Annotated in this window: 25 protein-coding genes and 1 pseudogene; 14 read left to right on the top strand and 12 right to left on the bottom strand. The window is 70.4% G+C overall.

From position 1 onward, the window contains the following. Positions 1-10 precede the first annotated feature (10 nt). Positions 11-268, bottom strand: a complete 258-nt coding sequence (locus AB0M01_RS27765) for a helix-turn-helix transcriptional regulator (RefSeq protein WP_363674522.1) — start codon at positions 266-268, stop codon at positions 11-13. A gap of 141 nt (positions 269-409) precedes the next feature. Here AB0M01_RS27765 and AB0M01_RS27760 point away from each other — a divergent pair, with 141 nt between their 5' ends. Then, the gene (locus AB0M01_RS27760; protein WP_363674520.1) at positions 410-592 is read left to right on the top strand and encodes a hypothetical protein; all 183 of its coding nucleotides are present in this window, start codon (positions 410-412) and stop codon (positions 590-592) included. A gap of 87 nt (positions 593-679) precedes the next feature. Here the strand turns inward: AB0M01_RS27760 and AB0M01_RS27755 are convergent, their stop codons facing one another. Next, positions 680-1702 carry an aspartate-semialdehyde dehydrogenase gene (locus AB0M01_RS27755; RefSeq protein WP_363674518.1) on the bottom strand — a complete coding sequence of 341 codons (1023 nt, stop codon included), beginning with the start codon at positions 1700-1702 and terminating at the stop codon, positions 680-682. Between the two features lie 66 nt (positions 1703-1768). Here AB0M01_RS27755 and add point away from each other — a divergent pair, with 66 nt between their 5' ends. Then, positions 1769-2710 (top strand): adenosine deaminase, encoded by a 942-nt coding sequence (add, locus tag AB0M01_RS27750; protein ID WP_363674516.1) that lies wholly within the window; start codon positions 1769-1771, stop codon positions 2708-2710. A gap of 102 nt (positions 2711-2812) precedes the next feature. Here the strand turns inward: add and AB0M01_RS27745 are convergent, their stop codons facing one another. Together AB0M01_RS27745 and AB0M01_RS27740 are read right to left on the bottom strand one after the other, a co-directional pair. Further along, complete coding sequence (locus AB0M01_RS27745) at positions 2813-2998, bottom strand: tautomerase family protein (RefSeq protein WP_145808799.1); 186 nt, start codon at positions 2996-2998, stop codon at positions 2813-2815. Positions 2999-3048: 50 nt separating this feature from the next. Then, entirely contained in the window at positions 3049-4569 is a 1521-nt protein-coding gene (locus AB0M01_RS27740) for a sodium:solute symporter family protein (RefSeq protein WP_363674514.1), read from the bottom strand. A 103-nt stretch (positions 4570-4672) separates the two neighbouring features. On the opposite strand from AB0M01_RS27740, the gene kduI reads away from it, so the two are divergent. Genes kduI through AB0M01_RS27725 form a run of 3 tightly spaced genes read left to right on the top strand, consistent with a single transcriptional unit; the run spans position 4673 to position 7061 of the window. Then, a complete protein-coding gene (kduI, locus tag AB0M01_RS27735; protein ID WP_363674512.1) occupies positions 4673-5503 on the top strand; it encodes a 5-dehydro-4-deoxy-D-glucuronate isomerase in 831 nt (276 codons plus the stop codon). Further along, entirely contained in the window at positions 5500-6255 is a 756-nt protein-coding gene (locus tag AB0M01_RS27730) for an SDR family oxidoreductase (protein ID WP_363674510.1), read from the top strand. Before kduI ends, AB0M01_RS27730 begins: the two co-directional genes overlap by 4 nt. Before the next feature lie 50 nt (positions 6256-6305). After that, entirely contained in the window at positions 6306-7061 is a 756-nt protein-coding gene (locus tag AB0M01_RS27725; protein WP_363674508.1) for an IclR family transcriptional regulator, read from the top strand. On the opposite strand, the gene AB0M01_RS27720 is transcribed toward AB0M01_RS27725, so the two are convergent. From AB0M01_RS27720 to AB0M01_RS27710, 3 genes are read right to left on the bottom strand one after another with little or no spacing between them, the layout of a single operon-like run. Then, positions 7058-8548, bottom strand: a complete 1491-nt coding sequence (locus tag AB0M01_RS27720; RefSeq protein WP_363674506.1) for a carboxylesterase family protein — start codon at positions 8546-8548, stop codon at positions 7058-7060. The two genes, AB0M01_RS27725 and AB0M01_RS27720, sit on opposite strands and share 4 nt — an antisense overlap. Positions 8549-8575: 27 nt before the next feature. Beyond that, the gene (locus tag AB0M01_RS27715; RefSeq protein WP_363674504.1) at positions 8576-9802 is read right to left on the bottom strand and encodes an MFS transporter; all 1227 of its coding nucleotides are present in this window, start codon (positions 9800-9802) and stop codon (positions 8576-8578) included. Further along, positions 9799-10458 (bottom strand): MOSC domain-containing protein, encoded by a 660-nt coding sequence (locus AB0M01_RS27710; protein ID WP_363674502.1) that lies wholly within the window; start codon positions 10456-10458, stop codon positions 9799-9801. The genes AB0M01_RS27715 and AB0M01_RS27710 overlap by 4 nt, the downstream gene beginning before the upstream one ends. A gap of 109 nt (positions 10459-10567) precedes the next feature. Here AB0M01_RS27710 and AB0M01_RS27705 point away from each other — a divergent pair, with 109 nt between their 5' ends. Then, a complete protein-coding gene (locus tag AB0M01_RS27705; RefSeq protein ID WP_363674500.1) occupies positions 10568-11326 on the top strand; it encodes a DUF4253 domain-containing protein in 759 nt (252 codons plus the stop codon). On the opposite strand, the gene AB0M01_RS27700 is transcribed toward AB0M01_RS27705, so the two are convergent. Beyond that, the gene (locus tag AB0M01_RS27700) at positions 11323-12237 is read right to left on the bottom strand and encodes an aminoglycoside phosphotransferase family protein (RefSeq protein WP_363674498.1); all 915 of its coding nucleotides are present in this window, start codon (positions 12235-12237) and stop codon (positions 11323-11325) included. The two genes, AB0M01_RS27705 and AB0M01_RS27700, sit on opposite strands and share 4 nt — an antisense overlap. Then, on the bottom strand, positions 12238-14124 hold the full coding sequence (lepA, locus tag AB0M01_RS27695) for a translation elongation factor 4 (protein ID WP_363674496.1): 1887 nt from the start codon (positions 14122-14124) through the stop codon (positions 12238-12240). Between the two features lie 135 nt (positions 14125-14259). On the opposite strand from lepA, the pseudogene AB0M01_RS27690 reads away from it, so the two are divergent. The 5 genes and pseudogenes from AB0M01_RS27690 to AB0M01_RS27670 form a co-directional block, all read left to right on the top strand. Beyond that, positions 14260-14520 (top strand): annotated as a pseudogene (locus AB0M01_RS27690) (sigma factor); the annotation flags it as partial. 242 nt (positions 14521-14762) lie between these two features. Beyond that, a complete protein-coding gene (locus tag AB0M01_RS27685; RefSeq protein WP_363674494.1) occupies positions 14763-15410 on the top strand; it encodes a hypothetical protein in 648 nt (215 codons plus the stop codon). 81 nt (positions 15411-15491) lie between these two features. Next, complete coding sequence (locus tag AB0M01_RS27680) at positions 15492-16394, top strand: aminoglycoside phosphotransferase family protein (RefSeq protein ID WP_363674492.1); 903 nt, start codon at positions 15492-15494, stop codon at positions 16392-16394. A gap of 47 nt (positions 16395-16441) precedes the next feature. Next, positions 16442-16960, top strand: coding sequence for a sigma-70 family RNA polymerase sigma factor (locus tag AB0M01_RS27675; RefSeq protein WP_363674490.1), 519 nt, complete (start codon positions 16442-16444; stop codon positions 16958-16960). Beyond that, positions 16960-18141 (top strand): hypothetical protein, encoded by a 1182-nt coding sequence (locus AB0M01_RS27670; protein WP_363674488.1) that lies wholly within the window; start codon positions 16960-16962, stop codon positions 18139-18141. The genes AB0M01_RS27675 and AB0M01_RS27670 overlap by 1 nt, the downstream gene beginning before the upstream one ends. 66 nt (positions 18142-18207) lie before the next feature. On the opposite strand, the gene AB0M01_RS27665 is transcribed toward AB0M01_RS27670, so the two are convergent. Next, entirely contained in the window at positions 18208-21201 is a 2994-nt protein-coding gene (locus AB0M01_RS27665; protein WP_363674486.1) for a S8 family serine peptidase, read from the bottom strand. Positions 21202-21433: 232 nt separating this feature from the next. Between AB0M01_RS27665 and AB0M01_RS27660 the strand changes: the two genes are divergently transcribed. Next, the gene (locus AB0M01_RS27660) at positions 21434-21895 is read left to right on the top strand and encodes an SRPBCC family protein (RefSeq protein WP_363674484.1); all 462 of its coding nucleotides are present in this window, start codon (positions 21434-21436) and stop codon (positions 21893-21895) included. Positions 21896-22021: 126 nt separating this feature from the next. Further along, positions 22022-22282, top strand: coding sequence for a 30S ribosomal protein S20 (rpsT, locus tag AB0M01_RS27655; protein ID WP_344167817.1), 261 nt, complete (start codon positions 22022-22024; stop codon positions 22280-22282). 442 nt (positions 22283-22724) lie between these two features. On the opposite strand, the gene AB0M01_RS27650 is transcribed toward rpsT, so the two are convergent. Beyond that, positions 22725-23255: a GNAT family N-acetyltransferase gene (locus AB0M01_RS27650; RefSeq protein WP_363674482.1), complete on the bottom strand. Its 531-nt coding sequence runs from the start codon at positions 23253-23255 to the stop codon at positions 22725-22727. Between the two features lie 87 nt (positions 23256-23342). Here AB0M01_RS27650 and AB0M01_RS27645 point away from each other — a divergent pair, with 87 nt between their 5' ends. Next, positions 23343-23501: a hypothetical protein gene (locus tag AB0M01_RS27645; RefSeq protein WP_363674480.1), complete on the top strand. Its 159-nt coding sequence runs from the start codon at positions 23343-23345 to the stop codon at positions 23499-23501. Between the two features lie 216 nt (positions 23502-23717). On the opposite strand, the gene holA is transcribed toward AB0M01_RS27645, so the two are convergent. Further along, positions 23718-24701 (bottom strand): DNA polymerase III subunit delta, encoded by a 984-nt coding sequence (holA, locus tag AB0M01_RS27640; protein ID WP_363674478.1) that lies wholly within the window; start codon positions 24699-24701, stop codon positions 23718-23720. Between the last annotated feature and the right edge of the window lie 4 nt (positions 24702-24705).

The following is a 24705-nucleotide window of genomic DNA, read 5'->3' as shown; positions in this document are numbered from 1 at the left end:
GGTACGACGCTCAGGCGGGCGTGACGCCCAGTGCTTCGAAGACCTCAGCGGGTGCACCCCGGAGCAGCTCGGGCAGCGTGAGCCGCAGCGCCGAGCAGAGCGCGACCGCGTCGGCGACGGTGATCCGCCGGGTGCCGGCCTCAAGCGAGGAGACGGTCGGGCGGGACCAGCCGATCTCGTCGGCGAGGTCCTCCTGGCGCAGCCAGAGGCGAGCGCGGGCCGCGCGCACGTTGCCCGCGATCAGGGCGTCCAGCTCCTCGGGCTTCATCTTCCGCAGTCTGCATCAGCGGAAAGCCTGGCGTCATACCCTATTTTCGAGCGACACGCAAGGTAATCGAGCACAGTGAATCGAGTCAGGGCATTGTGTTAGCTTTTCCGTCGTCAGGTCAGAAAATCCGACGGGAAGTCGATGGACATTGTCGAAGGTCTCCGGGTGATCTCGAGCGACTACGGCGGCGGCACGGTCGCCGCCGTCCTCGGCGCCGAGATCCAGGTGCTCTGGGACAGCCCGCTCCTGGAGGGTACGACGACCCGCCTCTTCACCCACGACCGCGCGTTCATCGAGCGCCTCCGCCGGGAGAACCCCCAATAGACGCACCGGGCAGTCCACATGCACGTGCATCGCCCGGTGCAAAGCAGCCCCGCCTCCCGGCGTACGACGAGAGGCGGGGCTGCCGGATCAGCGCTTCAGCAGCTCCGCGATCTGTACGGCGTTGAGCGCCGCGCCCTTGCGCAGGTTGTCGTTGGAGATGAAGAGGACGAGGCCGCGGCCCTCGGGCGCGGACTGGTCCTGGCGGATTCGGCCCACGTAGGAAGGGTCCTGACCCGCGGCCAGCAGCGGGGTCGGCAGATCCGCGAGCTGTACGCCGGGAGCCTGCGCGAGCAGCTCGGTCGCCTGCGCGGGGTTGATCGGGTTGGCGAACTCGGCGTGGATGCTCAGCGAGTGGCCGGTGAAGACGGGGACGCGGACACACGTGCCGGCGACCGGGAGGTCGGGCAGGTGGAGGATCTTGCGGCTCTCGTTGCGGAGCTTCTGCTCCTCGTCGGTCTCGCCGGAGCCGTCGTCGACGATCGAGCCGGCCAGCGGGAGCACGTTGAACGCGATCGGGCCGGCGTACACGTTCGGCTCGGGCAGCGTGACACCGTCGGTGCCGCGCGCGAGGCGGTCGGCACCGTCGACCAGCGCCGAGGTCTGGTCGGCCAGCTCGCGGACGCCGGCGCCGCCGGAGCCGGACACGGCCTGGTACGTCGAGACGACCAGGCGGGTCAGCCCGGCCGCGCGGTGCAGCGGCGCCAGCACCGGCATCGCGGCCATCGTGGTGCAGTTCGGGTTGGCGACGATGCCCTTCGGCAGGTGGTCGAGGTCGTCGGGGTTGACCTCGGCAACGACCAGCGGGACCTCGGGGTCCATCCGCCAGCCGGACGAGTTGTCGACCACGACCGCACCGGCCGCCGCGACCTTCGGGGCCAGCTCCTTGGACGCCGTCTTGCCGTTCGAGAACAGCGCGAGGTCGAGCCCGGCGAAGTCCGCCGTCGCGGAGTCCTCGACGGTGACCAGCCGGTCGCCGTACGGCAGCTGGGTGCCCGCGGACCGCGCGGACGCGAAGTACCGGATCTCGTCGATGGGGAAGTTGCGCTCGACCAGCAGCTCCCGCATCACGCCGCCGACCTGACCTGTCGCTCCGAAAACGCCTACTCGCATGGGAAGAAGAGTAAGCGCCGACGCCACGGACCGGTCGGGGATTTCGCCATGTGGTTGGCTGAGCGCATGCTTCCCCTGGTTGATCTGCACCGGCACCTCGAGGGATCGGTCCGGTCCAGCACGGTGCTCGACGTCGCCGAGCGCACCGGTCACGAGCTGGTACGGCGAACCGCCCCGCGCGCCGGATTGGTGGCCGACGACAAGCAAACCGGCCTGCTCCCCTACCTGGACAAGGTCGACCTCGCGATCGGCGTGCTGACCGGCCTCGACGACTGGAACCGGGCCGCCTGCGAGGCTGTCGACGACGCGTTCGACGACGGGCTGGACTTGCTGGAGCTGCGGTTCTGCCCGGGAATCATCGCGCACGAGACCGGCCTGCCGGCCGAGGCGGTGATCGACGCGGTCGCGGACGGCGTCGCCGCGCAGGCGGCGAAGCGGCGGCTGAGCGTCGGCTTGATCGGGATCGTGGTCCGGCATCTCGGCGCGGAGTCGGCCGGCGGGCAGATGGCGACGTTGCTGAGCCGCCGGGAGCGCTTCTGTGCGGTGGATCTGGCCGGGGACGAGGCGAACTTCCCGGCGGCGCTGTTCGCGGAGGCGTTCCGCGCTGCGAAGGAGGCCGGGCTGCATGTGACGATCCATGCGGGCGAAGCCGCTGGGCCGGAGAGCGTGTGGGACGCCGTCCGGGAACTAGGGGCCGAGCGCATCGGTCACGGCGTACGGAGCGCTGAGGATCCGCGCTTGATGGAGGTACTGGCCGAGCGTGGGGTGACGCTGGAGGTTTCGCTGACCAGCAACACGCAGACCGGGGCGGCGCCCAGCTACGCGGAGCATCAGATCCACACGCTGCTGGCTGCGGGAGTGCCGGTGGCGTTGTGCACGGACAATCCGCGGGCGAGCAACGTGCGGTTGTCGCAGGAGCACCGGACGGCGATCGCCGAGGTGGGGCTGACCGGGGAACAGCTGAAAACCGTTGCCGAGCAAGCGGTCAAGGCGACGTTCGTACGGTGAAGAGAAACGGCCCGGGTCCCCTGGGGCGGGAGGGGACACCGGGCCGGTGAACGGTGCCGGCGGGAGCGGTCCGCCTGCACCGAAGCTGAAGAAACAGAAGAGTCAGGAGTCCGAGACGAGCACACCACCGTTGGCGACGTCGGACTTCTCGATCTCGGTGAAGACGATCCGGACCGCTTCGCGCTTGGCGCCGAGGATGGCGATCGCGGAGTCGGTGACGGCGGCGACGAACTCGCGGCGCTGGTCGAGGGTGCGGCCGGACAGCAGTTCGACGGTGATGTTGGGCATAGCAGCTCTCCTCAGTTGATGTTCTGTTCAGCGGAACATTGTTCCACGGGTCATTCGGCCGCGGCGGCGGCCGCTCGCCTGGCGAGCACCTCGTCGGTCTCGTCCGGGTCGCTGTTCAGCGAGTCGAGCAGCCCGTCGACGGAGTCGCGGCGTTCCGGCATCAGCAGCCCGAGGCCGACGTACACCACCAGGGAAGTTGCCAGCGGCAACGCGACGACCATCGTGGTGTCGGTCGATCCCACACCCCACTTGACCACCGCCCAGACGATCAGGCCCGCGGCCCAGGACGCGATGGCAGCCCGTGAGCCGCTGCGCCGGAACCAGGGCAGCAGCCCGAGCATCAGCGGGATCGAGATCGGTCCCATCGTCGCGGCCACCAGGTCCACCACGATCTTCAGCACGACGCCCTGACCGTTGGTCAGGATCGCAATCAGCATGCTCACGGTCACGAACGTGAACGTGGTGATTCGGGCGAACTTCAGCGTCGCGACGTCGGAGAGCCGGCGCAGCTTCGGCACCAGGACCGGGCCGAGGTCGCGGGTGATCACCGACGAGATCACGTTCGCGTCGGAGGCGACCATCGCCATCGTGTGCGAGAAGAACCCGGCCAGCACCAGGCCGATAAGACCGCTCGGCAGCAGCAGCTGCGCCAGTTCGACGTACGACTGTTCGGGCTTGCCGAGGTCCGGGACGAGCAGCGGCGCGGCGCACATCGGGATGAACAGGACCAGCGGCCAGACCAGCCACAGCACCGACGAGAGCAGCGCGGACCGCTTGGCCTCGGAGCCGGACGGCGCGGCCATGTAGCGCTGGGCCAGGTTCCACATGCCGCCGTTGTACTCGAAGGTCTTGATGAACAGGAACGCGATCAGGAAGATCGGTGTGTACGGCCCGTTCAGCGCGTCACCGTGCCCCTCGGGCAGCTGGTCCCACATCTTCCACAGCGTCGGTACGCCGTCCAGGTGCCGCAGCACGCCGACGAACATCGCGATCCCGGCCGCGGCCTGGATGACGAACTGGCCGAAGTCGGTCAGCACGTCGGCCCACAGCCCGCCGAGCGTCGCGTACAGCATCGTGACGACACCGGTCAGCAGGATCCCCCACCGCATCGGTACGCCGGTGAACCCGTTCAGCAGCACGGCGATCGCGACCCACTTGCTCGCGATGTCGACGACCTTCAGCGCGGCGCCGGAGTACGCGAGTACCTGCTGGGTCGGCAGGTTGTAGCGCTGCGCGAGGTACTCCAGCGGCGAGACGACCCCGTGCTTGGCCCGCAGCCGGTTCCAGCGCGCGGCGAACAGGAACGCACCGATCCCGACGCCGACGCCGATCGAGACCGCCCACCAGACGTAGACGGTGATGCCGTAGCTGTAGGCAACGGCCGCGAAGGCGACGAACATGACGGCGCTGTAGCCGGACATGTGGTGCGAGATGCCGGACAGCCACCAGGGGATCCGGCCGCCGGTCGTGAAGTAGTCGACGACGGTCTTGATCTTGGTGCGCGACCAGAGGCCGATCAGCACCATCAGCACGAAGTAGCCGGCCAGCACTGTCCAGTCGAGTGCGGTCATGCGAATCCTCCAAGGGGCGGAACTTGGTATCGCCGGGCGGAACCAATACTTGGGCGACATTTCTACTCTTGACTTGTGGTTCTGTCTAGTAGAACTTAGTTCCATGAATTCGCCGCTGCAGGTCCGTCACGCCACTCATCCCGCCCAGATCCCCGGGTTCGACACCCGCGCTCTGCGCGAGCAGTACCTGGTCGACGACCTGTTCACCCCGGACGCGGTCACCGCGGTGCTCACCCACCACGACCGGATCGTCCTGGCCGGCGCCCTCCCGGTCTCCGGCCCGCTCACGCTGCCGACCTGGCCGGAGCTGCGCAGCGAGTACTTCCTGGAGCGCCGCGAGGCCGGCATCGTCAACGTCGGCGGCCCGGGCACGGTGACCGTCGACGGCACCAAGTTCGAGCTCGTCACCGGAGCCTGCCTGTACGCCGGCCGCGGCGCGCGCGAGGTCGTCTTCGAAGGCACCGACGCCGCGTTCTACGTGTTCAGCGCCGCCGCGCACACGGCGTACCCGACGACGCTGGTCCAGCCCGGCGAGGGCAACCGGCTCGAGCTCGGCGACCAGCAGACCGCGAACCGGCGCACCATCGACCAGTACATCCACGCCGGCGGCGTGCAGAGCTGCCAGGTCGTGCTCGGCGTCACCACGCTGCACGCCGGCAGCACCTGGAACACGATGCCCGCGCACACCCACGACCGGCGGACCGAGTGCTACCTGTACTTCGGGCTGCCGGAGACCGAGCGGATCGTGCACCTGCTCGGCGAGCCCGACGAGACCCGGCACCTGCTGGTCGCGGACCGCGAGGCGATCATCTCGCCGAGCTGGTCGATCCACTCCGGCGTCGGCACCTCGTCGTACAGCTTCGTCTGGGCGATGGCCGGGGAGAACCAGGCCTTCACCGACATGGACGGCGTCGACGTAACGGAGCTGCGGTGACCCTCTTCTCGCTGAAGGACCGGACCGCGCTGGTCACCGGCGCACGGCGCGGGATCGGTGCGACGATCGCGGCCGAGTACGCCGCGGCCGGGGCCGACCTGATCCTGCTCGCCCGGGACGCGGCGCTGGAGGACACCCTCGAGGCGATCAAGCTGAACGGCGGTGGCGAGGCGACCGTCGTCACGGCGGACTTCGCCGACCCGGCGGCCGTCGAGGCGGTCGCTGTCGAGTTGGCCCGCGAACGGCGGATCGACATCCTGGTGAACAACGCCGGGACCATCCGCCGGGCGCCCGCGGCCGAGACCGCGACGGCCGACTGGCAGCACGTGATCGACGTCAACCTGAACTCCACCTGGGCGCTGACCCGCCCGATCGGCGCCGCGATGGTCGAGCGCGGCGCCGGGAAGATCGTCACGATCGCCTCACTGCTCAGCTTCCAGGGCGGCGTGACCGTGCCCGCCTACACTGCCAGCAAGCACGCGGTCGCGGGACTGACCAAGGCGCTGGCCAACGAGTGGGGCGCGGCCGGCGTCCAGGTGAACGCGATCGCGCCGGGCTACATCAGTACCGACAACACCACCGACCTGCGCGCCGACGCGGCTCGCGAGGCGGCCATCCGGGAGCGGATCCCGGCCGGTCGCTGGGGCCGGCCCGACGACCTGGTCGGCGCCGCGGTCTTCCTGGCCTCGGCGGCTTCGGACTACGTCAACGGGCACGTCCTCGCCGTCGACGGGGGCTGGCTGGCGCGGTGAGCAGTACGGCGTACGGGGTTGACCAGACGAGAGGTGACAGGATGAGCGACATGAGTTCGCCCTCGGCCATCGACAAGACGCTGATGGTGCTCGACGCCGTCCTCGAGCACTCCCGGTTCACCGACGTGGTGACGGCCACCGGCCTGGCCAAGTCGACCGTGCACCGGATCATGGCGTCGCTGGTCGAGCACGAGTTCGTCGCGCAGTCCGAGGACGGGTCGTACCACCCCGGGCCGAAGGCGCTGCGGCTGGCCGGGCACGCCCTGACCAACGTCGATCTGGCGACGGTCGCGCGGCCGGTGCTCGCCGACCTGGTCGCGCAGACGCGGTGCACGGTGCACGTCGGGCTGCTGAACGGCGACGAAGCGATCTACGTCGCGCGGCTCGACGGACCGAAGCCGTACCGGATGCCGTCGCGGGTCGGGAAGGCGTTCTGGCTGCACTGCACCGGGATCGGCAAGGCACTGCTCGCCGAGAAGGACGAGGAAGCGCTCAACGCGCTGATCACGCGGACCGGCCTGCCCGCTCGTACGCCGTTGACGCACACGACGGCGGCCGGGTTGAAGGCGGACCTGGCGCAGGTGCGGGCCCGCGGGTACGCGCTGGACGACGAGGAGAACGAACCGGGGATCCGGTGCGTCGCCGCGGTGATCCACGACCACACGGCGGCGGCGATCGCGGCGGTGAGCATCTCGACGCTGTCGCTGGAGCAGTCGATCGCGCAGGTCGCGCTGATGGCGCCGGCCGCGATCGAGGCGGCCCGCAAGATCTCGGCGGCGCTGGGCTACCTGGAGCCTTCCAACTAACGTCGTCCTGCCCACAGTTCCCGGCTGGCCGGGTGGTGATCGGTGACCACCCGGTCCGCACCACCGAACTCCCGCTCGACCCGGCTCTGCGGTGTGTACGCCGGCCAGCCCGGATCGCCGGTCTTGGCGAAAGCGACCCAGCTCGCGTGCATCCGGGTCGCGAGGCCGGCGTCTCCCCGACCGGCCAGCATCCCGCGCCACTCGGCGTTGTCCAGGTTGTCGAACACGTACGGCAGTTCGAGCCCGTGAGCGGCACCGAGCCGGCCGTCGCGGGCCGGCGACTGCCAGGCGAACCGGTACACGTGAGCCCGGCCGTGCGCCTCGGCCAGCCGGAGCGCCGGGATCCGGTACACGGCGTCGGTCAGCAAGGCGATCATCGCGTCGTAGTCCCGCGCCGGTCCTTCGGCCCAGCCGCGGTAGGCCGCGCGATCCTTCCGGCCGAGCCCGAACAGCCGGCCGAGCACCGCCGCCATCAGCCGCGGGACCACACCCTTCGCGGGCGTGGTGAGGAAGAACAGCCGCGCCTCCTGGGTGTTGTACCCGACCAGTACGTCGACAGCGGCGCCGGCGCCGGCCTCGATCGCCTTGATCGGCAGCACCGGCAGCACTTCGCCGTCGATCACCGGCTCGAACGGCATCAGGTTGGTCGCCACGTCACCCCAGACCCGGCGGAACGGTGCCTTGGGCAACTGCGCCGACACCTGCGTCTGCCCCGCGACCAGTTCGGCGGAGCTGACCGAAGCGACTCCTTCGCGGGTCGCCGGAACGCCCAGGACCTTCGCGAGCCGCCGGCCGACCGTCCGGGCCGCGGCCGGCGAGATCGCATGGTGGCCCGCGCCGGACTCCAGGATCGCCCGGTGGAACAGCCCTTCGGCGGCCGGCATCGCCATCAGCGCCCCGATGCTCATTGCTCCCGCCGACTCCCCCATCACCGTGACGTTGCCCGGGTCACCGCCGAAGCTCGCGATGCCGTCGCGCACCCAGGTCAGCGCGGCGACCTGGTCGAGCAGCCCGAGATTCGGTACGCCGTCGCCGAACCAGAGGAACCCGTCGGCGCCCAGGCGGTAGTTGATCACCACGAACACGACACCGTCGCGGGCGAACGCCGTACCGTCGTACCCGCTGAGCGCGTTCGAGCCGCTGGTGAACGCGCCGCCGTGGATGAACACGATGACCGGCGCGGACCCTGCCGGGTCGGGGGTCCAGACGTTGGCGTGCAGGTAGTCGTCGCCCGGTACGACGACGTTCGGCAGCAGATCAGCCAGCGGTCCGGACGCGGCCGCCTGCGGAGCGGTCGGTCCGGGCGACCGGGCGTCGCGTACGTCGGTCCACTCGCTCGCCGGGGCCGGCGGCTGGAAGCGGTGCTCGCCGACCGGCGGTGCGGCGTACGGGACGGCCCGGAAGACCGCGCCGTACGCCGTGGCCTCGCCACGGATCGGGCCGGCGGGGGTGCTGACCACGAGATCGGTGCGCTCGGTCGATGCCATCGAGTCATCGTGCCAACGACTGACTGGCTACGAGCCGCGACGCGCTGGGTCCAGCTGAGTCACCTTGCGGGCCGCGGCCCAGCGGACGACGGGGACGAACAGCACGCCGATCAGCGCGAACCACACGCCGAGGATGATCCAGCCGGGGACGCCGAGTCCCAGCGGCAGCAGCGCGAGCACGGTCGGCGCGACCATCGTGCTGATCGACATGCTCGTCCCCCAGACACCCTGGTACTGGCCCTGCGCCTGGTCCGAGGCCAGGTCGAAGCCCAGCAGGAACGACCCCGACGACTGCAGCAGCTCGCCGATCACCTGGACGAAGGCGCCGACCGCCAGCAGCGCGACCGCGACCACGGCGCCGCCACCCGACGCCGCCGCGAACAGCACCATCGATGCCAGCAGCAACCATCCCGCCGTCCGGGTGGCTCTGGCCGCCGACGCCGGGTCCTGGATGCCGCGGCTGGAGCGGACCTGGAAGAGCGCGACGACGATCGTGTTGATGATCAGCAGCAGCGCGACCGTCCAGCGCGGCGCCTCGGTGTGCTCGACCACCCAGAGCGGGATCGCGACGTCGAGCACGGCGTAGTGCAGCGACATCCCCGCGTTCAGCGCCGAGACCGCCAGGTAACCGCGGTCGCGGAGCGCGATCCAGACCGGGCCCTCGTCGGTCTTCGGCTGCGGCGCGACCCGCGGGATGCCGAGGATGAACAGCGCCGACGCGCTGGTCAGCACCGAGTCGACGACAAACATCAACTGGTACGCCGTACGCGTGTCGAAGTGCAGAGCCAGCGCGCCGATGGCGGCGCCGGCCATGATGCCGATGTTGGTGATCGCCCGCAGGTACGCGCGGGCGGCCACCCGGCCCGATCCCTGCGTGACAGCGGCGATCAGCGCGGCCCGGACCGCGCCCGCGCCGCGGTCGAGCACGGTGACGACGATCGCGACGACCAGGAACTGCCAGAACGCGTCGACCGCGAGGTAAGCGAGCGAGAGCGCGGCGACCGAGATACTGAGGACGACGAACAGCCCGCGCGGGCCGCGCCGGTCGGCCAGATGCCCGAGCGGGACCGCGGAGAGCAGCCCGAACAGCCCCGCGACGGTCAGCCCGAGCCCGACCTCGGCGATCGAGAGCCCGACGATCCGCGTGAAGTACAGCACGCTGACCGTCATCAACAGCCCGTTGCCGACCCGGCTCAGCAGCGTCGCAAGCGCCAGGTACCGCAGCGGCCCCGGCTCCGGGATGACGCCCTTCACCGCTCGTCCGCGGACGACTGCTCAGCGACCACCGGCCGAGCCGCGACCCGCTGCGCGGCCTCCCGCAGCTCGTCCATCAGATCGACCCCGGAGTCCAGCATCCCCTGCATCTTCGCGCCGTCCTGGCACTCGAACATCACCCCGACGGTCACCTCGTGCTCCGGCCGGCTCAGCACGGTGACCGCGTCCCCTGCACCGATCGTCCCCGTCCTCAGCACCTTGAGGTACGTCCCCGGCCGGCCCGCGTCGTGAAACCGCTTCACCCACCGCGGAATCCCCATCCGGTGCTGGAACGTGACGCACGGAATCCGCGGCGCCCGCACCTGCACCTCGACCTCGTCCCCGATCCGCCACACCTCCCCCAGCAGCGCGCCGGTCAGATCGACTCCTTCGGTCCGCAGGTTCTCCCCGAACAGCCCCGACGGAATCTCCCGCCCCAACTGCTCGCTCCACCACCGAGCGTCCTCCTCGGCGTACGCGTAAACGGCCAGATCCAGCCCGCCGTGGTTGGCGCTGTCACACACCCGATCCCCCGCGAGCCCGAGCTCCCCCACCCGAACCCGCCCCTGCTGCGGCCGCTTGTCGATCGCCGTCCACCCCGTCTCCTTGGGCCCCGGGATCAGCTCTTCCACCACGTTCACCGTCAACAACCGCATGCCCGCATCCTCCCCCTCAGCGTCGCCCGGGCTCCACCGAGTTTCACGAGCCGACACTGTCAGGCACGACCGACAGTTTCTGTCCGACCCGTCGGCCAGGATGTCCGCCATGAACTTCGCCGCCCGCTTTCCCGATCTCCCACCGCTGACCCGGTTGGGCAGCGCCGCGTCCGGCGCCGAGATCATCGGCTTCGCCACCACCGGCGACTCCGTGACCGCCGAGTGGTCACGCCTGTCCGCCGCCCGCGCGGAGACCGGTCTGCACCCGGTGGTCCTGCCGCCGGACTTCTTCCAGTACGCCGGCGAACCACGGTCCGCGGACGAGGTAGTCAGCGCCGCCGGCCAGGTCGACCCGCAGGAGCTCCTGGCCAGGCTCGCGTCGTACCGGCCCCTCCCGACCACAGCCGGCCGGGAGGGACCCGACGGGATCGAGCTCGCGCAGCAGACCGACTACGCCGGTCCGCTGGGCCGGGACATCCTCCGCTGCGCGACCGGGCTGGAGAGCGGCCCGGACGGCAGCGTCCAGCTGATCGGGTACGACGTACTGCTCGCGCTGGTGGAGTGCGCCGAGCCGTGGCACGTCTTCGCTCACCTCGGCGAGGACAACGAGACGCTGCCGATCGACGAGCACGTCGCGTTCCTGCGCTACCTGCACGAGCAGTACCGTGCCGTGCCCGCCTCGTTCCCGTACCGCGGGCTCGAGCTGGTGCTCGGCCGCCCACCCGCGACCGACGAGGACGCCTACACCGCGGCGGCGACCTACCTGCGGTACAACGACGGCGCCTACGACCTGTACGACTCCGACACCGTGCAGAACCTCGCCGGCAAGCTCAAGGACAACCGGGTCTGGACCTGCTGGTGGGACTAGTCCTGGATCGCCTTCACGATCGCGATGTTGCGGGTCAACCAATCCTGAGGCAGCGACTGATCAGCCCCGGCGTCCTTGACCGTCCACAGGACGTTCAGCATCTGCCGGACGATCACCCAGTCGCGGCAGCGGTCCTCGTCCAGGCCCGCGGCGTCGATCGCGGTGTAGAAGCGGGAGCGGACGCGGAAGCGGATGTCGCCGGAGGCAACGACCTCGTCCCAGCGGTTCCAGAGCAGCGGGGCGACCTCGTAGCAGGGGTCGCCTGACAGCGGCTTGGGATCGATGACCAGCCAGGGCTCGCGCTCACCGGCCAGGACGTTCTCGTAGTGCAGGTCGGAGTGGATCAGCCGGCCGTCGGTCGCGGGATCGGCGGCGAGGTCCGTGCCCAGCGCGATCGCCTGCTCGACGTACCGGCGTGGGACGGGCGCCGACGCGGGCAGCGCGCGCAGCTCCTCGGTCCAGCGCTTCAGCTCCCCCGACAGCGTCCGGTACTGCGGCCCGGCCGCGACATGCAACCGGCCGTACGCCGTACCGACGATCTCGCACGCCTCCCGGTCGTCGACCGACGTCAGGTCCCGCGGCGACAACCGCTCCAGCAGCAGCGCGAACCGCCGCGGATCCGCCCGCAGCAACCGCACCGCACCGCGCCCACCCCAGGCCTGCAGCGCGAGATGCTCGGTCTCGGCCTCCCAGTGCGGGAACTGCACCTTGAGCACCGCCGCCTCGCCGGCTCGCGTCAGCACCGGTACGACGATCGCGCACTCGCCGTGCCCCGCCGGGCCGTCGACGCTCAGCTCCCACTCGCCGAGCAGCTCGTCGACCAGCTTCGGCAGCCGGTCCAGGAACGCGGCCCAGTCCGGGCCGCGCGACCCGACGACCAGGAACCCGGCCGGGAGCTCGACGGCCGGCACCTACTTCTTGGCCTTCTCGGCGGGCTCGTTGGTCTTCAGCGCGGCGATGAAGGCCTCCTGCGGGACCTCGACCCGGCCGACCATCTTCATCCGCTTCTTGCCCTCCTTCTGCTTCTCCAGCAGCTTGCGCTTCCGGGTGATGTCACCGCCGTAGCACTTGGCCAGCACGTCCTTGCGGATCGCCCGGATCGACTCCCGGGCGATGATCCGGGACCCGATCGCGGCCTGGATCGGCACCTCGAACTGCTGCCGCGGGATCAGCTCCTTGAGCTTGCCGGCCAGCGCGACGCCGTAGGCGTAGGCGTTGTCGCGGTGCACGATCGCGGAGAACGCGTCGACGGTCTCGCCCTGGAGCAGGATGTCGACCTTGACCAGCGCCGCGGACTGCTCACCGGTCGGTTCGTAGTCGAGCGAGGCGTAGCCCTTGGTCTTGGACTTCAGCTGGTCGAAGAAGTCGAAGACGATCTCGGCCAGCGGCAGCGTGTAGCGCAGCTCGACCCGGTCCTCGGACAGGTACTCCATGCCGAGCAGGTTGCCGCGCTTGGTCTGGCACAGGTCCATGATCGTGCCGATGAAGTCCTTCGGGGACAGGATCGTGGCCCGCACCACCGGCTCGTAGATGTCGGCGATCTTGCCCTCGGGGAACTCGCTCGGGTTGGTGACGGTGAACTCCTTGCCGTCCTCCATCTCGACCCGGTAGACCACGTTCGGCGCGGTCGAGATCAGGTCCAGGTCGAACTCGCGCTCGAGCCGCTCGCGGACGATCTCCATGTGCAGCAGGCCGAGGAAGCCGCAGCGGAAGCCGAAGCCGAGCGCGCCGGAGCTCTCCGGCTCGTACTGCAGGGCGGCGTCGTTGAGCTGCAGCTTGTCGAGCGCGTCGCGCAGCGTCGGGTAGTCGTCGCCGTCGATCGGGAAGAGCCCGGAGTAGACCATCGGCTGGGGGTGCTTGTACCCACCGAGCGGCTCGGTGGCGCCGCCGACCGACGAGGTCACGGTGTCACCGACCCGGGACTGGCGGACGTCCTTCACGCCGGTGATCAGGTACCCCACCTCGCCGACGCCGATGCTGGCCGCCTTGACCGGCTCGGGCGAGATCACCCCGACCTCGAGCATCTCGTGCACCGCACCGGTGGACATCATCTTGATCTTGTCGCGGTGGTTCAGCTCGCCGTCGACGACCCGGACGTAGGTGACCACGCCGCGGTAGGTGTCGTAGACCGAGTCGAAGATCAGCGCCCGCGGCGGCGCGTCCTTGACGCCCTTCGGCGGCTCGACCTGGGCGACGATCTCGCTGAGCAGGTCCTCGACGCCCTCACCGGTCTTGGCCGAGACCCGCAGGACGTCGGACTCCTTGCAGCCGATGATGTGCGCCAGCTCGGCGGCGTACTTCTCCGGCATCGCGCCCGGCAGGTCGATCTTGTTCAGCACCGGGATGATGTGCAGGTCCGCGTTCAGCGCGAGGTACAGGTTGGCCAGCGTCTGCGCCTCGATCCCCTGCGCCGCGTCGACCAGCAGCACCGCGCCCTCGCAGGCCTCCAGCGACCGCGACACCTCGTAGGTGAAGTCGACGTGGCCGGGGGTGTCGATCATGTTCAGGATGTACGTCGTACCGTCGGCGGCCAGCAGGCCGCCCGGGGTGTCCGGCTTCGGCGTGAACGGCAGCCGGACCGCCTGGGACTTGATCGTGATCCCGCGCTCGCGCTCGATGTCCATCCGGTCCAGGTACTGGGCCCGCATCTGCCGTGGGTCGACCACGCCGGTGATCTGCAGCATCCGGTCGGCCAGCGTCGACTTGCCGTGGTCGATGTGGGCGATGATGCAGAAGTTCCGGATCAGCGTCGGGTCGGTACGACCCGGCTGCGGAACGGTCGTGGGTCCAGCGGGCACGGAGGGATCCAGTTCGTCTGAGGATGGAGACAGGACAACTGCTCCATCTTCCCATGCCGGGCCAGCCGTTTGCGCATCGAAGCGTCCGGCCGTGCAACAAACCGGGTGGCCCGGGGTCTCTCTACCGTGACGAACATGACGCTGAGCCTGGGGGGCTCCGACTCTCACCCACCGCCGGTCGCGGAGCGTGAGTCCGCGATCACCGTGCTCTACGAGCAGCAGTGGGCCGGGATGGTCCGGCTGGCGCTGCTGATGCTCGGCGACCGCGCCTCGGCCGAGGACGCCGTCCAGGAGTCCTTCGCGGCGGTCTACCGGCGCTGGGACAAGATCCAGGACGGCACCCGGGTCGAGGCCTACCTGCGGTCGGCCGTGCTGAACACCAGCCGGTCGGTCCTGCGCCGCCGCAAGCTCGCCGTACTGCACCGGCAGCCTGTCGATCCGCCGGTCTGGTCCGCGGAGAGCGATATGTCTACTTCCCGGCCGGCCGGGTCGACTGCGGATGGATCGTCGGACGGTACCGCGCGACCGGCCCGGGCGCGGCTCCCGAGCTCGGGCGGGTCGACACGTCCGGTGCGTTCACGTCGTTCGGGCCGGTCACCGGGGACGGGGTCAGCCTGTCCCCGGACCGCCGGCAGCTGGTGTTCGTCTCCCCGACCGGCGACGGCGGGGCCCGGGTCAGCGTCCGGAACGTTGCCACCGGCAAGGAGACCGCGTCGGTGCCGACCGACCGGAACACCGAGGTGGTGGGCTGGAACGCCGACGGGATCTGGTTCATGGAGGAGCGCGAGCACTCGAAGACGCGGTTGTGGCGACCGGGCTCCGATCCGGTGCCGGTCGACACGGACGGACGGCGGCTCACGGCGTACGGGACGACCGACCGGGTGCTGCTGGACGAGCGGGACGAGGACGAGGGCGGCCAGGAACCAGAGCCCTGTGTCCGCGTGGCCGTGCTGGACGGCTCGCGGCTCGAGACGCTGCGCGAGCAGTGCGGCAGCAACAGCGGCACCCTGTCGCCCGACGGGAAGTACCTGCTGGCCGGAGCCAGTGCGGTCGACAGAGTCTCCGTCGACACCGGCGCGAAGGCCCGTCTGCAGGTGCCGCCGCTGGTGTTCCGCCCCGACCACGAGTCCTTGTGGGAAGACGCCACCCACGTGCTGACCTCGGGCGGGATCGGCACCACCCGTGGGGTGACCGTGCGCTGCGACGTGATCAGCGGCCGGTGCGAGCGGATCCAGGACGGTCCGCAGAGGTCAGGACCCGCCGGCCCTGGGCTCGGCCGGCCGTAGGAAGACCACCGGCCGGGCCCGCTGGTCCGGCCGGTGGAAATCCGCTGCGACGGCCCCGGCCGCCGTCTACCCTCTTGCCGTATGGCACACGCGGTGGTGGACCGGTTGCCCTACGAGAGCGCCCCGGCGGGCGTGCGGTCGTGGGTGGAGCGCTCGCTGGGCTCGTCGGTGGTGTCGGCGGCGACCCAGCAGGGCGGCTTCTCTCCTGGCGTCGCTGCCCGCCTGGTGACGTCGTCGGGCCGGCGGGCGTTCGTCAAGGCCGTCGGGCCCGAGCTCAACCCGGGCACGCCGCAGCTGATCCGCAACGAGATCACCGCGATGCAGGCGATCGGCCCGCTCCCCCAGATCCCGGGCCTGTACGGCGTGTACGACGACGGCGACTGGGTCGGGATCCTGCTGGAGGACATCTCCGGCTACATCCCGCCGCACCCGTGGCACCAGCACGACGCCTCCCGGGTGCTGGACGCGCTGGCCGAGCTATCCGAGTCGCTGGACCCGTCGCCGTGGGAGGAGGCGCCGGTCGCTGCTGAGCGCAGCGAGGCGTTCCTGAGCCGCTGGGAGTTGCTGATCGCCGACGGCGTCGCCGTACCGGACTGGGCGAAGGGCAGCGAGCAGGAGCTCGCCGAGCTCGCCCGTACCGGGCTGGACGAGCTGGCGAAGGGCAGCGCTCTGGTGCACTGGGACCTGCGCGCCGACAACCTGCTGCTCACCGAGGACCGGGTGGTGTTCATCGACTGGGCGCATGCCTCGCTCGGCCCGGTCTGGACCGACACGGTGATCATGTGCGCCGACATGTACGGCGCTGTGGACCTCCCGGCGCTCCCGGACGAGCCCGGTGTCGACGGGCTGATCTCCGCCATCGCGGCCGGGCTCCTGTGGGGCAGCACCCAGCCGCCGCAGCAGAACATCCCGACCATGCGCGCCTGGCAGCGGGAAACGGCGCTGGTGCATTTCGACTGGCTGCGGGAGCGCCTCGGGCGCTGACGCAGCGTTCCGGTGTGCCGGGCGTCTAGAGGGGTGTGACGAACCCAATGGTGAGTATCGGCGCCGCCGTACCGGTGCCCGACGACGCGCCGGCTGCCGTGACCCGGTTGTACCGGGAGCACTGGGTCGGCCTGGTCCGGTTGGCGGTGCTGATGGTCGACGACCGTCAGTCCGCAGAGGACCTGGTCCAGGAGGCCTTCGCCGAGCTGTACCGGCGCTGGCCCCTGGACGACTCCGCGAAGGCCCTCGGCTACCTGCGGACGACGGTCCTCAACCGCAGCCGCTCCACGCTGCGCCGCCGCCGGGTCGCCCGGCTCTACATCCCGCCGGCCGACCGGCCCGGCGCCTCCGCCGAGAGCGAGGTCGTGCTCGGCGAGGAACGCCTCCAGGTGCAGCGCGCGCTGAGCCGCCTCCCCCGGCGGACCCGCGAGGTGCTGGTACTGCGCTACTACCTCGATCTCCCGCACGCCGAGATCGCCCAGATCCTCGGGATCAGCGAGTCGACCGCCCGCGCCACCGCGTCGCGCGGCCTCGCGATCCTCACCGAGCAGCTGAAGGACGCCTGATGAACGACACCGAGACCCGCCTGCGCGACTACCTGCAGACCAAGGCCGCGACGGTCCCCGGCAACGCCGAGCCGCCGGGGCTGGAGACGTCCGCCAAGCGCCACCTCTGGCCCGTGCTCCTGACCGCCGCCGCGATCGGCGCCGTACTGGTGCTCACCGTCCCGTTCCTCACCCGCCTCGGCGACCCGACGGCGGACCCGGCCAAGCCGGCACCGGGCCTCACGGTGCCTTACTACCTCACCGACCCGGACAAGGAGCAGTCCACGCTGCACGACGGCGCCCGAACCGTCGCGATGCCGAGCAACGTCTCCCGGCTCGAAGGCCGAGTGGCGGGCGGTTGGGCTGCCTCGCTGGCGGCCGAGCGTCCCGGCGGCGGCCGGATGCAGCAGCCGGGCATGCTGAAGCAGGACGGCAAGGTCCGGTCCTTCGGGCCGAAGGACAGCCGGTACCTGACGCTCTCGCCGGACCGCCGGCAGCTGGCGACGGCCGAGCCGCTCGGCGGGGGCAAGACCCGGGTTGCGACGTACGACGTGGCATCCGGCCGCCAACTGAAGTCCGTGACGCTGCCGCACCTGACCACCGTCATCTACGGCTGGAACAAGGACGGGGTCTGGCTCGCCGAGGACTACAAGGTCGGTTCGCAACCCATGGTGTGGCAGCCGTCCACCGGCCGCCTCACCCCGCTCAGCATCCCTGGCTTCGATCTCCGGCTGGTAGCGCGGCCCGACTCGGACCGGGTCCTGGTCCAGGTCCGTCCACAAGCCGAGCGGTGGTGCATGCAAGCAGCGCGACTGGTCGGCGGCAAGCTGGTCGTCGACCGCGAGTACTGCGGGCAGGGCGGCCGGATGGTGTACCCGACGATCTCCGCCGACGGCGGCACCCTGCTGCTCGGAGAGCAGAGGCTGGCGGTCGACGTCGCCACCGGTCGGCAGACCACTCTCCGGGCGCCGGTCGCGATCGACGACCTGAACGGGCCGGTCTTCGAGGATTCGACCCACGTCCTGGCCGTGCTCCGCAACAGCTCGGCAACTCCGACCCGGGCACCCACACCGGTCGGCCGCAACCGTCTCCTCGGCGAGCTGAAGGACCGGTCGGTGTACCGCTGCGACGTCACCAACGGGAGCTGCGAGCGGGCGATGGCTGTCCCTGACGGTCAGCTGCTGACGCTGGTCCAGCCCTGAGTACGCCGAGAGGCCCCACGCTGCGCGGCGTGGGGCCTCTCGGTTTCTGCTCTCAGCTGTCTCCTGTCAGCTGTCGACGCGGACCACTGTCGAGCCGGAGCCGTCGGAGCCGTTGGAGTAGGAGAGGAGACCCAGGTACCGAGTACCAGCGGTCAAGCCGGACCAGGTAGCAGTGACGCTCGCCTGGCCGGCCACCTGTACCGGCTGGCTGGCAGGAGTCGCCGTGAGGTTGCCGGCGGCGCTCTGGAGCTCCCAGTGGTTCAGCTTGACCGCCTGCTCGTCGGCACCGGCGAACAGGTCGACGTACACGTCGTACGAGCCACCGGCTGGAGCGGGTAGGTTCACCTCTTCCTCGGCCGAGCCGCCGGTGCTGCTGCCGAGCAGGGTCGTCGTACCGGCTCGGTAGACGAAGACGTCGAGGTCGGTGCCTGCCGGGTAGTCCGCGTCGAAGGTGGAGAAGCGGGCGTACTTCGTCCCGGCCGGGACCGTCACCGTGCTCTTGGCGACGTGCTCGTTGGCCGCCGGGCTCGCCGTCGGGAACGAGACCCCGCCGGGGTTCTTCAGCGTCGCCTCGTTGACCGCTGCCGCGGTCAGGCCGGCGACGGAGGTCTGCAGCGTCCCGGCGTACCCGGAGGTGAGCGGGACCGGGACCGACCCGCTGGCACCGGTGCCGTTGACCTGGACCGGCGCCTTGACGGTCAGCGGCCGGATCGCCAGCGTGCTGGTCACCTCGTGCCGCGCGGAGCGCAGGTGCAGCTTGCCGAACGAGTACGTCTCCAGCTGCGCGCCGTTGTGCTCGAACGTCACCCGGTACGACGCGCTCGCGCCCGGCAGCAGGACCAGCAGCTTCGGCGTCACTGTGACCTTGAAACCGGCCAGGCCCTCGACCTTCGGGAAGTACACCTCGGGCAGCTTGCCGACGTTCTTCACGGTCCGCTTGACGGTCTGCTTACCGGCCAGGTCGCCGATCGCGATCGTCGGGTAGTTCAGGTCGCTCGGGTCGATCTTGCCCTTGGCGCACAGCTCGTGGGTCGCGCCGACCTGCCCGGAGCCGCAGACGAACCGCGCCCAGTCGTCGTACGACGAGTCGTAGACCAGGCCCGGGTCCATCGCCTGCTTGGGTTGCATCAGGCCGGCGCCGTAGCCGAACGGGTTGCCGGGCGAACCGGCGTCGTTCTGGATCGGCTGCCCCTCGGTGTTCACCGACGTGGCGGTGGTCAGCAGCGCCGACTTGATCGCCATCGGCGACCAGGTCGGGTAGCGGCCCTTCAGGACGGCAGCGGCGCCGGCGATGTGCGGCGCGGCCATCGACGTACCGCTCATGAACGCGTACTGGCCTCCGGCGGCCGCGAACGCCGAGGTCGCGGCGAGCACGTTGGTGCCGGGCGCCATCACGTCGGGCTTGAGCAGGTCGCCGTTGCCGGCCGGGGACGGGCCGCGGCTGGACGAGCTCGCGACCTTCGGCGCGTTCACGCGGACGGTTTTGGCAGCAGCGATCGTGGCCGTGGCGCCGGCGGTCGCGGCGTACGCCTTGACCTCCGGGCCGACCACGTTGTCCAGGTGCACGGTCGGGACCGAGTGCAGGTCGGAGTCGAGCGTGTTCGCGGTCGGGTTGACCAGGATCATGCCGACGCCGCCGGCCGCCTTGACCTGGCGGCTCTTGTCGACGCGGTCGCTGACGCCGCGGTCGCAGACCACGATCTTGCCCGCGGCCTTGGCCGGGTCGAGCGTGCCGGGCATGCAGAGCACCAGGTTGGTCTGGTTGGCCCCGGCGAGGCCGGCGTCCTTGGCCAGGACGAGCGGCGAGCTCGGCGTACCGTTCGCGATCCCGGCGCCGGTGTAGGCCTTGCCGTTCCCGAGCGTGACCGTGGTCTGGACGTCGCGGTCGTGGGTGCCGTTGGCAACGGTCGTCACCCAGGGGTAGGTCTTGCCGACCGTGCTGACGCCCGGGCCGGTGTTGCCCGCGCTGGTCGACACGAAGACGCCGGCCTTCGCGGCCCGCAGGAACGCCAGGCCGGTCGCGTTCACGTACGTCGAACCGGAGCCCGAGATCGAGTAGTTGATCACGTCGACGCCGTCGGCGACCGCCGCGTCGATCCCGGCCACGATGTCGGCGTCGGTGCCGCTGCCGCCACCGGCCGCGTCGACGGCCCAGAGCACCTTGTAGATCGCCAGCCGCGCCTGCGGGGCGATGCCGGAGCCCTTGCCGTAGTCGCGGCCGAGCACGGTCATGTCGACGCCGTGGTTGCCGGCCGCCGTACTGGCGGTGTGGGTGCCGTGGCCGCCGTAGTCACGCGGTGAGCGGTACTCCTCCGGGATCGGGCGGTCGCCGATCCCGGCGTCGAAGTAGCGGGCGCCGATGACCTTGTTGTTGCAGGTCACCGGAGCCTCGGTACCGACCTGGCAGGTGCCCTTCCACTTCTTCTTGATCAGCGCGTCGGACTGCTTGGTCGTCTTCAGCGGCGCGAAGCTCGGCCGCTCCGGGGTGAAGCCGGAGTCGATCACGCCGACGATCACACCGTCGCCGGCCTTGTCGACGCCACCGGCCTGCTGCCAGGCGCCGCCCTTGCCGGACAGGCCCAGGTAGCGCGGGGTGTCGACGGTGTCCTGGTGCTGGATCTCGCTCGGCTCGACGCTCTTCACGCCGGAGGTCTTGGCCAGCTTCACCGCGTCGTCGTGCGACATCCGGGCCGAGAACCCGGCGTACGTGTAGTCGTAGTCGTACAGCTTCTGTACGTCGGGCACCTGGTCGAGCACCTGGGTCCGCTCGTTGGCGAGGTGCTGCACGTAGCTGACCACCTGGGTCGCCTCTTTGACGAGCTTGCCGCCGGGCAGCACGCGGGTCGCGGCCAGACCGGCGATGTCGCCGTCGTACTCGGCGACCGGGGAGTCGTCCAGCTGGACGATGTAGGCGCCGGTCTCCGACTCCTTGACGCTCGGCTCCGGGGTTGCGGAGGGAGTGGACGCCGTCGCGTGGTTCACGACGGTGGCGACCAGGGCGGTCGCGCTCACGGCGGCGACGGTGAGCACCGACAGACGCCGGCGGGCAGAAGCTGGCACGGAGTTCCTCCAGAGCTGGACGGAGCTGGCTGGTCGGCTTGCCGACAGGTGGCCGCCGTCCCCAACGGCGCCACAGAGGGCCCTGAGTATGCCGGTGGGCCGGCGCGATGTCACGCTCGGTCGGCGCCGTGTCACGGGCTGCGGGTACGTTTTCACCGTCGTACCGGGGTTTGATCCGTTGTCCTCGTACGCTCGCCGGTCCGGCCACGCTGTTCGCCCCAAGGAGCCTCCGATGCCCGACCTCACCGAGTCGATCTCCGTCGCCGCGCCTGCCTCGACCGTCTACGCCCTCGTCTCCGACCTCCCGCGGATGGGCGAGTGGTCCCCGGAGTGCACCAAGGTCACCTGGCACGGGCAGCCGCCGTACGCCGTCGAAGGCTCCCGGTTCGTCGGCCACAACCGGATCGGCGCCGCCCGCTGGCTCACCCAGGGCGTGGTGACCCGGGCCACACCCGGCCAGGTCTTCACCTTCCACATCCACTTCGGCCCGGTCCCGGTGGCCGACTGGTCCTACCAGCTCGCGCCGGAGACCGACGGCACCTGCACCGTCACCGAGACCTGGACCGACCGCCGCCCGGCCGTCGTCCGGGCATCCTTCGACCGGGTCTTCGGCCGCCGCTCGGGCCACAACCAGCGCGGCATCCGCACCACGCTGACCCGGCTCAAGCAGGCCGCGGAGTCCGCCGTACGCTGAGGCTCGGTTTGGTGCACCACAGATCTTGTTGCTAATCTGTCTCTTCGCGTGTGTGCGTCGGTTTACCGCCCTGCACCCGCCACCTTTCCTGTACTGACCGCAAACTCCTGATCGAGGCTCTGCTCCGTGGCGAACATCAAGTCCCAGATCAAGCGCAACCGCCAGAACGAGGCTGCGCGGCTTCGCAACAAGTCTGTGAAGTCGACCCTCAAGACGGCTGTTCGCCGCTTCCGCGAGGCCGCCGAGGCCGGCGACTCCGCGAAGGCCCAGGAGCAGGCCCAGGTTGCTGGCCGCCTGCTCGACAAGGCCGCCAGCAAGGGCGTCATCCACGCCAACCAGGCCGCGAACCGCAAGTCGTCCATCTTCAAGAAGGCCGCTTCGCTCTGATCGCACCCTGACGATCGGCCCTCCACCACGGTGGACCGGGCCGATCGTTTTTGCGTGCCCTTTTCCGGTCCCCGGATCTTTCGTCCGGCCGACCGATGAATCCGTGCTCCCCCACCGGTACGTATCGGTGAGGGAGCGTTCACGTCACCAGGGAGCACGCCCTGGCCACGTCATCGTCGAGCAGTCCGCCAGCCTCGACCGCGTCGTCACCGACCCCGGACGGCTCCGGCGGCACCCCCACGGGTGGGCTGGGCCTTCCGCCACAGCCCCGCACCGGTCTCGGACGACAAGTTCCGCCTCGGCTCGATCCTCGAGACCGGGGTCATGCTGAACGGGCGCACGACGTAGAAACTGCTCGGCGGTCTGCTGCCGACGCGCTCCGCAACCACCCCGCCAGACCTCCCAGCGCTCCCCCCTCCGCCAGAGCTCCCAGCTCCCCCCGCTACAGCTCCCGGGTCATCCACACCGAGTCCCCCCGCTCAGCATCCGGCGTCACCCGCCCACTCCGCTCGAACCCCAACTTCTCCAGCACCCGGAACGAAGCGTCGTTCCACTCCCGCACGGTCGCCCACAACCGCCGCCGCCCGGTCCGAGCCGCCGCCTCCACCACCGCCCGCCCGGCCTCCGTCGCAAACCCCATCCCCTGAGCCCGCCGAGCCAACTCGTACGCAATCTCCGGCTCCTCGAACGACCCCTCCCCCACGGTCAATCCGCAGTACCCCACGAACTCCCCGCTGTCCCGCCGCTCCATCACCAACAACCCCAACCCCGGCGCCGCAGCCAACGGATTCTCCACCAACCACCCCCGAACCTCCTCCACCGAAGGCCGCCCGTCCGCACCCACCCGCCGCAAAGCCCGAACATCCCGCTCGAGCCACAACCCCCGATACTCCTCCGCGTCCCCAGGCACCCACCGCCGCAACAACAACCGCTCAGTCCCCAGCTCACCCGGCAGTTCCCCATAAGCAGCCACGCCCCAACGTAACCCTCACCCCGTCCATCCCCGCGGTGCTCAACCCCCCACCCGGCGCCAGCCCCGTTCCACCCCGCCAACAAATCAATGCCCCACCGGATCACCAACCCGAAGCCGCTTCTTGCCCCCCGCACGATCACCAGAGGCGGCGTACTCGATGTCCCGCAGGTCCCCACCGACGAACCGAAGCCGAACTCGCAGGCCGCGCTCGTGAACACCGTCGAGGCGATCGCCCCACTCCGCTGAAGCTCCCGGCCGCATCAGCACCGACCCCAGGAAACGCAGGATGCCCCGCCCTCCCGCGGGACACGTCTGGGTCGCGCTCGCCCCGAGCGCCTCCCGCGCGCTCGGGCTCAAAGTCGTCTGTCGGCTCAGCTCACAGAAGACTCTGCACACGCATCGCGACCGACAGGGCCTCCCGAGCCAAGTCGTTCGCCCGATCCCGCGACGGACGTCGGGCGCTCAGCGTCGCCCGTGGGCTCGACTGACCGTGATGACCATTCGTTCCAGCGCGTACCCCGCGTCCCCCGAGGCGCCCTTCACGTCGGCGTCTGCCTGGGCGACCGCCTTGATCGCCGTGGCCAGGCCGCCGGCCGTCCAGCCGCGCGCCTGTTGGCGGAGCGTCTTCAGCTTCCACGGTGGTACGCCAACCTCGCGGGCAAGGTCTGCCTCCCGTAGGCCGGGTGGCGCGCTCGAGAACTTTGCGAGCCCTCGCAGCCCGCCGGCCATCGCGCTTGTCACCAGAACGGCGGCGACGCCGCAGTCCAGCGCCCACCGAAGCTGCTCCAGGGCGGGCTCTGTCCGGCCCGCGATCGCCGCGTCGGCGACCGCGAAGCTGGTGACCTCGGCGCGGCCGCCGAAGTACTGGCCGATCAGGTCGGTCGAGATCGGTTGACCGTCGGAGTCCGACACCAGCTGCGAGCAAGCCCCCGCGAGCGCTCGCAGGTCGTGCCCGACCGCGTCCACCAAGGCGGACGACCCGCGCTCGTCGATCGACCCGCCCAGCAGCCGGATCTCGCCGGCGACGAACTGCGGCAGCTCCCAGGTCTTCGGTGCGGTGGCGACGACCTCGTTCACCGAGGCCTTGCGGAGCTTGTCGAGGACGCCCTTGCCCTTCTGCCCACCGGAGTGAACCAGGACAACCAGTACGTCGTCCGCCGGCGCGCCCGCGTACTCCAGCAGGTGCGCGACCATCTCCGTCGGCAGGTTCTCCAGCATCCGCAGCACCAGGACCCGCTCGGTCGCGAACAGCGAAGGCCCGGTCAGCTCGGCGAAGACGCCGACGTCAAGCTCGCCGGCGCCTACATCGGTGACCTCGACATCGGTCTTTCCCTTGGACACCGCAGCGATCGCCGACCGCACGGCCCGATCGGCCAAAAACGTCTCCGAGCCGGTGACGAGCAGCACGTCACCCAGCTTCGGCGCACCACTTTTCCGAGCAGCCATATTG

Origin of the sequence: Kribbella sp. NPDC051770 (assembly GCF_040681455.1) — a bacterium.
Lineage (GTDB): Bacteria > Actinomycetota > Actinomycetes > Propionibacteriales > Kribbellaceae > Kribbella.
The sequence above is the reverse complement of the archived record's forward strand: the minus strand, read 5'-3'. Positions and strand labels throughout refer to the sequence as shown.